Annotated in this window: 7 protein-coding genes and 3 pseudogenes; 6 read left to right on the top strand and 4 right to left on the bottom strand. The window is 70.6% G+C overall.

Annotated features, from left to right (window positions below; translation table 11 throughout):
• Window positions 1-182: pseudogene (locus EFK10_RS48415) on the top strand (hypothetical protein); the annotation flags it as partial.
• 325 nt (window positions 183-507) lie between these two features.
• Here EFK10_RS48415 and EFK10_RS02750 read toward each other — a convergent pair.
• Window positions 508-2,004 (bottom strand): vanadium-dependent haloperoxidase, encoded by a 1,497-nt coding sequence (locus EFK10_RS02750; RefSeq protein ID WP_240676944.1) that lies wholly within the window; start codon window positions 2,002-2,004, stop codon window positions 508-510.
• Between the two features lie 336 nt (window positions 2,005-2,340).
• On the opposite strand from EFK10_RS02750, the gene EFK10_RS02745 reads away from it, so the two are divergent.
• Window positions 2,341-2,946, top strand: coding sequence for a class I SAM-dependent methyltransferase (locus EFK10_RS02745; RefSeq protein ID WP_127354174.1), 606 nt, complete (start codon window positions 2,341-2,343; stop codon window positions 2,944-2,946).
• A gap of 38 nt (window positions 2,947-2,984) precedes the next feature.
• Here the strand turns inward: EFK10_RS02745 and EFK10_RS49405 are convergent.
• A pseudogene (locus EFK10_RS49405) lies at window positions 2,985-3,077 on the bottom strand (RacP protein); the annotation flags it as partial.
• A gap of 2 nt (window positions 3,078-3,079) precedes the next feature.
• A pseudogene (locus EFK10_RS49400) lies at window positions 3,080-3,218 on the bottom strand (DUF6192 family protein); the annotation flags it as partial.
• Between the two features lie 297 nt (window positions 3,219-3,515).
• Here EFK10_RS49400 and EFK10_RS02730 point away from each other — a divergent pair.
• From EFK10_RS02730 to EFK10_RS02720, 3 genes are all read left to right on the top strand, one after another.
• Window positions 3,516-3,962, top strand: coding sequence for a M78 family metallopeptidase domain-containing protein (locus EFK10_RS02730; RefSeq protein WP_127354173.1), 447 nt, complete (start codon window positions 3,516-3,518; stop codon window positions 3,960-3,962).
• A gap of 59 nt (window positions 3,963-4,021) precedes the next feature.
• A complete protein-coding gene (locus tag EFK10_RS02725; RefSeq protein ID WP_127354172.1) occupies window positions 4,022-4,423 on the top strand; it encodes a hypothetical protein in 402 nt (133 codons plus the stop codon).
• 64 nt (window positions 4,424-4,487) lie between these two features.
• Window positions 4,488-4,763 carry a hypothetical protein gene (locus tag EFK10_RS02720; RefSeq protein WP_127354171.1) on the top strand — a complete coding sequence of 92 codons (276 nt, stop codon included), beginning with the start codon at window positions 4,488-4,490 and terminating at the stop codon, window positions 4,761-4,763.
• 664 nt (window positions 4,764-5,427) lie between these two features.
• On the opposite strand, the gene EFK10_RS02715 is transcribed toward EFK10_RS02720, so the two are convergent.
• Window positions 5,428-6,357 (bottom strand): AraC family transcriptional regulator, encoded by a 930-nt coding sequence (locus EFK10_RS02715; protein WP_240676943.1) that lies wholly within the window; start codon window positions 6,355-6,357, stop codon window positions 5,428-5,430.
• On the opposite strand from EFK10_RS02715, the gene EFK10_RS02710 reads away from it, so the two are divergent.
• The gene (locus EFK10_RS02710; protein WP_240676942.1) at window positions 6,337-7,281 is read left to right on the top strand and encodes an NAD(P)H-binding protein; all 945 of its coding nucleotides are present in this window, start codon (window positions 6,337-6,339) and stop codon (window positions 7,279-7,281) included. The genes EFK10_RS02715 and EFK10_RS02710 overlap by 21 nt on opposite strands.
• The last annotated feature ends 8 nt before the right edge of the window (window positions 7,282-7,289 follow it).

Raw genomic sequence — 7,289 nt, 5'->3', positions numbered from 1 at the left:
CACCACCGCCTGAACAACCGTCACCACCCCGTCCGGACGGCTCCGCCGCCCGGACGCTCCCGCCTGCCCGGCTGATGATCTATTTTCCGGTCAGACCCCTGGCCGGCGTGTACCGGCGCACCATCGACGTACCCGGCATGCCCAGGGACTTCCCCAGCGACTACCCGCAGGTGGTGGCCTGAGCGACCGCATCGACTGATCGACAACTGATCCGCAGGCACATGTGAACAGCGATCGCCCCCAGGGTTCCTGGGGGCGATCGTCATTCAGCGGTTGCGCGACCCTGGTGGTCATTGGGGTGATGAGGCGACGAGGCTGAGTTCGAGGCGTCGAACAGTGAGGCGATGAGCCCGGCGTGGTCGGCCGAGCTCGGCGGCCGAGCAGGAGTGGCAGGAGTGGACGATCGCACGCAAGCACGTTGGTGTGGTGCTGTCCGCAGTGGCGGATGCGCTCCATGCCAAGGGCCGGTGCGGCGATTGCCGTACCGGCCCCCGGTGTTGCAAAGGGTCAGATGGCGACGGTCGTGCCGTCGAAGCGGCTGAGGGTGAAGTGCGCATCCTCCAAGGTGGCCTCCCTGGCCTCGCGCAGGACCCCGATGGCCACCTCCTCGCCGAGGCGCACTGATTCGCTGTAGTCGGTGCGCCAGTGGACCCCGCCCATGTTGCGGCCGATGGCGATGTTCGCGGCGACCTTGTTCAGCTCGCCTCCGACGGTGAGCCGGCCGGCGTCGGGGCCGGTGTAGGGAACGAGGGAGGTGCCGTCGGAGGCGGGCACCACCGGGTCGGCGAGGACGTGCGCCTCGTCGAACCATGCCTTGAGGATGGTCACACAGGCCCCGGCGACGGTGGCGTGGCCTGCGCCGTACGCAGGGTGCGCCGGACTGCCCTCGGGGAAGGCCTGGGGCAGCAGATAGGCGCCGTTGGCACTGAAGACCTTCTTGACCGCGTTGGAGTCGAGCACTTCGCGATCGATGGGGTACTCCCGCTGGCCGCGGATCTGCAGGTGGATCCGGCCGCCGAACTCCTCGGGCCGCAGCCGCCGGTGGACGCACCACTTCTGGAACCACACGGCCTTCAGCGCGCGGGTCGCCACCTCCGTGACCAGCGAGAGCAGGTGCGGGCCCCCGTAGGTACCGAAGCCGAGCTGGTTGCCCGAGAAGTTGTACGGATTGCCCGCGTCCACGGGTGCGCCGCTGCCGAGCAGGATGAGGGCGGCGTTGAGGTACGCCTCGTACAGCGCGTCGAAGTGCACATAGTGCGCGAGGTCGCGCGGAGTCTGGATGTAGCGACGCACCGCGAAGTCCCGCTCGTCCGCCGCCGGTTCGAAGCCATTCTGTACCTCGAGCCAGTCGTCGAAGGTGGTGAGGTGGTCGGTGGGACGGACGAGGGTGTCGAGCCGCTGCGGGATCAGCAGCGTGCCGTACGGGATGTCCTTGAGCAGGAACTGCGACACGTAGGGTCCGGCGGCATCACCGCGGGTGATGCCCCGGAACACGGTTTGCGGCGTGACCTCGCCGCCCTGCCTGGGCCCGCGGAAGTCCGACAGCCCACTCAGCTCGGCCGCTGCCTCGGCGGTCAGCTCACTGGCGTCGAACCGCGTGAACAGCACGTCACGGCACAGCGCCATCCAGTACAGCTCGACCATCTCCGCGGAGTTCTCCGCGCTGTCGATGCGCGGCGCCGGCCGGATGGCCAAGGCCTGAGGATCCGGGCCCTCCAGGTCGAAGGCGAGGCCGGCCTGCGGATTGACCAGCTTGCGGGTGCCGCCCAGCGGGATCCGCTCGAAATCCTCGGGACGGGCGGTGGCGGCCGCGCGGCGCAGCAGGCCGTACGCGGCCGGGTCCACCTCGCCGAACTTGTCGTGCGGCAGCGCCTTGGAGAAATTGGCGAAGAAGGGGTGGTCCGACTCCTCCCCGTTGCTCGCGTGCTGCGGCACGTGGCGTGCGAACTCGGCCTCGGCGGCGGCGACGCGTAAACCGCGCGCGGTGAATCGGCGATCGCTCATGACTTCCCCCGTGGAAGGTGTGCGCGTGGATGTGCCCTACGCCACATGAGACTCCGCGAATCGCGCCCGTGGTTGTACGTCAGCAGACAATCCCGGGTATCTCCACATCAGTGGCGGAATGTCCACTTCCCCTGGACGCCTTCGGGCTGATGCCCTCATCGCGTCACCGAACCGGGCGGACGCCCCGCTGACTTCTGACGAGCCTCCACCCGGCCAGGACCGGAGCCAGATGAATCAATGAGTATCACCACTCTGCCTGATCTCGTGGGGTCGCCGCAGCTCACAGGACTGAATCGCATTTTCGAGCGGCCGCACGGTCGGCCTATGCTTGCCGTCATGAGCCGTTGGGAGGAGCTGACCGGGGGGACGTCGGGGGAGGACTACGCCGCGCGGTTCGCGGCCCTGGCCGGTAGCGGGAAAGACATGCACGGCGAGGCGCGGTTCTGCGCGGCGCTCGTGCCTGCCGGAGCGCGGGTGCTGGACGCCGGGTGCGGTACCGGACGGGTCATGATCCGGCTCGCGGAGCTCGGGTACGACTGTGTCGGGGTGGATCTTGATGCGTCCATGCTGGCGGTGGCGCGGAAGAAGGCGCCAGGACTGCCCTGGTTCCAGGCCGATCTGGCCGGGTTCGACCCGGCCGTGCTCGACATTGCCACGGACTTCGATCTCGTGGTCGCCGCAGGCAACATCTTCCCGCTGCTCGCCGCTGACACCGAGGCCGCGGTGGTCGAGCGCCTGACCGCGACCCTGCGCCCGGGCGGTCTGATCGTCGCCGGCTTCGGCCTGGACGAGGCCCACCTGCCGGTGCCGCCCAGCATCACCCTGTCGGAGTACGACGCCTGCTGCGCCGCGGCCGGCCTCACCTTCGTCGACCGCTTCGCCACGTGGGACGCCGACCCTTACGACGACGGCGGCTATGCCGTCAGCGTCCACCGCCGGTGAGGTTCAGTGCGTGACTTTCGGCACCCTACAGGCCCGGCGAGCCGGGCCGGCCGTGCCTCGAACAGGACGAACCGGACGGTGTCGGCGTGCCGTTCCGCGGCGGCGGACCTGCGCTGGGAGGCGCAGGGCACTACTACTCGCCTTGCAGGAGTCGGGCCAGCTCGCCGTCGACGTCGACCTGCCCGGTGTCGACCGCCGTCTCGATCCAGTCGAGCGTCGCTGCCGAGCTGCCGGTCGCGCAGGCCCGGGACGGCCCGGCCGGCCGCTGCGACGCCTCCGCCTCCCCCAGCTGACCAGCGCAAACAGCAAGCCGTGATACCGATCGCCACCACAATGACCTGGCAATCCGTCAAAAATGTCAGCGCGACATCGGCAACCACTGTCAGCCGCACAACACCAGCCAGCCCCGGCCTGGCCAAGGCCGCCCCCACCCTGAATCACTGACACACCGACGCTGAATCTCGACCGACAAACCGACGCCCATCATCACGCAGACCGCCCGCAACGACGGCAAGCCCGACACCGTCACCCCGGGCGCGCCGAGGCTGACCGGTGACGCCCCCGCGCACATGTGGGACAGCCTCGCCGCCCACGCCACCTCCCTCGGCTACGCCCTCGAGCGCGGCGACACCGGCACCGCCAACGGATGGACCGCCCCCGACACCCGCACGGTGCGCGTGAGCGACACCCTCGACGACGCCCACGCCGCCAAGACCCTCACCCACGAAGTCGCGCACATCCAGTGCGAGCACGTCGCGGACATGGACGAGTACCGGCAGCACCGGGGCCGGATGGAGACCGAGGCCGAGTCCGTCGCCTACGTGGTGTGCGGAGTGTTCGGCCTTGACTCCGCCGCCTACTCCGTCCCGTACGTGGCCGGCTGGGCAGGCACAACCCCCGAGGACGTCGCCGAGACCATCAAGGCCGCCGGAAGCCGGGTGATGGCCGCCGCAAAGACCATCCTTGCCGCCGTCGCCCCGACCGACCACGCCGAGGACGACCAGCCCGAGCAGTGACCGCCCCACCGGGGCCCGGTCACCCGGGCCCCGGCCCCTCCCCGCCAAGGAGCGCCCTCATGGACACCACCGAGATCACGTGGGTTGACCGCCAGTACTCCGTGCCCGAGACCCTCCCCGCCCCGCCCAGCTTCACCGGGGCGCAGCAGGTCACGCGGCAGCTTGCCGACGCCGTCGCCGCATGGGGGCACGCCGTCGCCGACGTGGCGTACGTCGAGGAAACCGCCGCCGACGCGAACGGGCGCCCGACGTGGCACATCGGCCCCCGCGCCATCCGCGCCGAGTTCACCGCCGACGGCCGCGCAGTGGTCATCCGCCACTACGCCCAGGCCAGTTGGAGCGCCGACCCCTGGACGGTCACCGTCGGCGGCCAGCCCCAGGAGTACCCGTCCCTGTACCGGCTGACGTGGCCCGAACGCGTCCGGATGCTCGCCCTGGCCGTTCACCGCGCCGAACGCTGACCACCGGTGTGGCGCAGGCGGCAACCCGCGCCACACCGGCCCAACCCACTACGGAGGAACGTTCATGGACTTCAGCACGCACCCACGCGGCCACGTCGTCGAGCCCGACGGACAGGACCGCCACGGCAAACCGCACTACAAGACGCAGGTCAAGAACTTGAAGGTGGGGGACGCCCTGGCGGGAATGGGCAAGGTCCTCGAATGGCAGGAGACCGAGCCGGAGAAGGGCTGGCGCATGTTCCGCATGGTCACCGAGCACCCCGTCGAGTGGCCCACGCGCACCAACATCCACTCCATGCCCGAGTACATGTACTACGGCATCACCTCTCTGACCGACTGATCTGCCCTGGTGTGGCGCGGGCGGCAACCCGCGCCACACCGCCCCAACCCACCACCCGCGCGAAGCAGTCGGCCTACCGGCCGCCCCGCCACACCGAAGGAGTCACATGACGCACGGTGAACCCAACCCGCCCGCGCTGGCGGAGCAGCACGCCGGCGTCCCCCCGATCGGCCCCGTCCCGGACCTGTCCAACGTGACGGGCATCCCCGACGGGCCAGTGCCCGTCACCAACCCGCTCCGCGACATCAGCGCATGGGACGGGCCCGACATGGATGCCCACTTCGTGGCCACCGCCCGCAAGTCCGGCAACGAGGCCGCCCGAATCGCCGGGCGGATCCAGGCAGCCGGCCGGGGGATGCGCGACGGGCCGGCTCAAACCAACATGGTGGAAACGGACAGGTTCTGCCAGCACCGCTCGCGCTCCCTCGAAGTCCGCCAGCCGGGCCGCGACCGTAGCGATGGCGAGCCTGTCTGGGAGCGCGGCCGAGAACTTGAGACCGCGCACGGCTCGCGGGTCCTTGCGCGCCCTCGCGCCAGCTGTTGCCCTGCCGCAGCGGTCGGGGAAGGCGCCTGCGCAGGTGCTGCAGCGGACGGCCGCCGCTTCCCCGCCGCACCCCCGCGACCGACTGACGAACCCGGGCCGGCTCCGGCCGGCGCCGCTGGCTCACGGTGTGTGGTCGTCGGTGGGCTCGCGGTTGGTGGTGCGGCGGTGGGCGGCGCGCCACTGGCCGGGCGGGAGGCCGTGAGTGCGGCGGAAAGCGGTGGCGAACGCGAATTCGTTGCCGTAGCCGACGCTGGTTGCGACGGTGGACAGGGTGGCGTCGGTGCGCAGCAGTGCGTCCTCGGCGCGTCCCATCCGTAGCTCGGTCAGATACGTGCCGGGGCTTTGCCCGATGACTTCTTTGAAGGTGGCGGCGAATCCGGCCCGTGACATGGCCGCGGTGTGCGCCATCGCCTCCAGCGTCCATTTGTGCTCCGGCCGTTCGTGGATAGCTTGGATCACCCGTGCGAGTTTCGGATGGGTCAGCGCCCGGTACCAGCCGGGCGCCTGGCGCTCGTCCTGCTGCCACCAGGTGCGCAGCGCGTATACCAGGTTGAGGTCCAGCAGCCGGTCGAGCAGCACCTGCTGCCCGGACCCGTTCCCGCCGGCCTCTGCGGCCAGCAGGCTGACCGCGTCGCGATGCCGGGTGTTCTGCGAGTGTGCCGGGATGCGGACGAACCGGGGCAGCGATCCCAGCAGGCTCTTCCCCACGCTTCCTTCGACCACGTAGGCCCCGCACAGGATGTGGGATGCCTGTCCCGGCCCGTGGTCACTGCCGCGGCGGCGGGCGTCCGTGATCGTTTCGATGTCGGCACCGATCTCGCTGACGAGCCGGTACGGGTCTCCCGCGGTGACGAGGACGACGTCGCCGGCGGCGAGCCAGAACGGCTCTGCCCGGGCAGTGCTCAGCCAGCCGGTGCCGTCGAGGAGGATGTGCGCAGTGAGGGGGCGCTGCCCGGTGAACCCCAGCCCCCAGGGGGCGATACGGCGCAGGGTGGAGAACACCGCACCGCGCGCCCGGGCGCGGGCGAGTTGGTCGCTGAGCACATCCACCCCACCAGCGTAGACGAATACGAATATTCTCTGGCCGATCACCTATCCATCATCCGCGGGCGGGTTCATAGCGTCGGTGGCATGGCACGTTATGTTGTTCTGGGCGGAAACGGAAAAGCCGGGCGTCGCCTCATCGGTGCGCTGGAAGAGCGGGGACACCAGGGGGTGGCGGCGAGCCGGAGTTCGGAGGCCCGGTTCGATTGGCAGGACACCTCCACCTGGGGGCCTGCAGTCGCGGGTGCGGAGGGGGTGTTTATCGTCGGCCCCGGCTCCGCGCGGGACTGGAGCGGCCCGCTGACCGGGTTCCTGGAGGTTGCGGCCGCGGCGGGGGTACGGCATGCGGTGCTGCTGTCGGCGCGCGGGGTGGAGTTCCTTCCCGGCGGCGCGGTGGACCTCGCTGAGCGGGCACTGGCATCGGGGCCGGTCCCGTGGACGGTGCTGCGGCCCTCGCACTTCGCGCAGAACTTCGCCGAGGCGATGTTCGTCCCCATCGGCGGGCTGATCACCGCGCCGGTGGGCGGGGCGGCCGAGCCGTTCATCGACGTGCGCGACATCGCCGAGGTCGCCGCGAAGGTCCTTGTCGACCGGGCGTTGACCGGGGAGCGGATCGCCCTGTCGGGCCCGGCCGCGCTGACGTTCGAGGAGGCCGCGGCGATCCTTTCGGCCGTCTCCGGGGTTGTGGTGCGGTTCGAGCCCGAGGAGCCGACCGCGCACGCTGCCCGGTTGCGGGCGGCCGGCACGCCGGAGGGGTACGTGCGTTGGCGGATGGCGATGCTGGAGGGGATCCGCACCGGTGCCGACGCCTACGTCTCTGGTGGGGTTGAGCAGGTCCTGGGCCGCCCGGCAACGGGGTTCGCCGCCTGGGCCGCACGTGAAGTGCTCGCCGCGGCGTGGGCCACGCAGCGCCCGGGGCAGGCGGCGTGAACCGTCGA

This window comes from Streptomyces soli (genome assembly GCF_003999195.1).
GTDB classification, from domain to species: Bacteria; Actinomycetota; Actinomycetes; order Streptomycetales; family Streptomycetaceae; genus Actinacidiphila; species Actinacidiphila soli.
This window is presented reverse-complemented; position numbering and strand designations above follow the sequence as displayed.

Coding starts and splice junctions, on each gene's coding strand:
- EFK10_RS02730 (WP_127354173.1), top strand. CDS start 3,516: ATGTGGGACAGCCTCGCCGCCCACGCCACCTCCCTCGGCTACGCCCTC.
- EFK10_RS02750 (WP_240676944.1), bottom strand. CDS start 2,004: ATGAGCGATCGCCGATTCACCGCGCGCGGTTTACGCGTCGCCGCCGCC.
- EFK10_RS02745 (WP_127354174.1), top strand. CDS start 2,341: ATGAGCCGTTGGGAGGAGCTGACCGGGGGGACGTCGGGGGAGGACTAC.
- EFK10_RS02725 (WP_127354172.1), top strand. CDS start 4,022: ATGGACACCACCGAGATCACGTGGGTTGACCGCCAGTACTCCGTGCCC.
- EFK10_RS02720 (WP_127354171.1), top strand. CDS start 4,488: ATGGACTTCAGCACGCACCCACGCGGCCACGTCGTCGAGCCCGACGGA.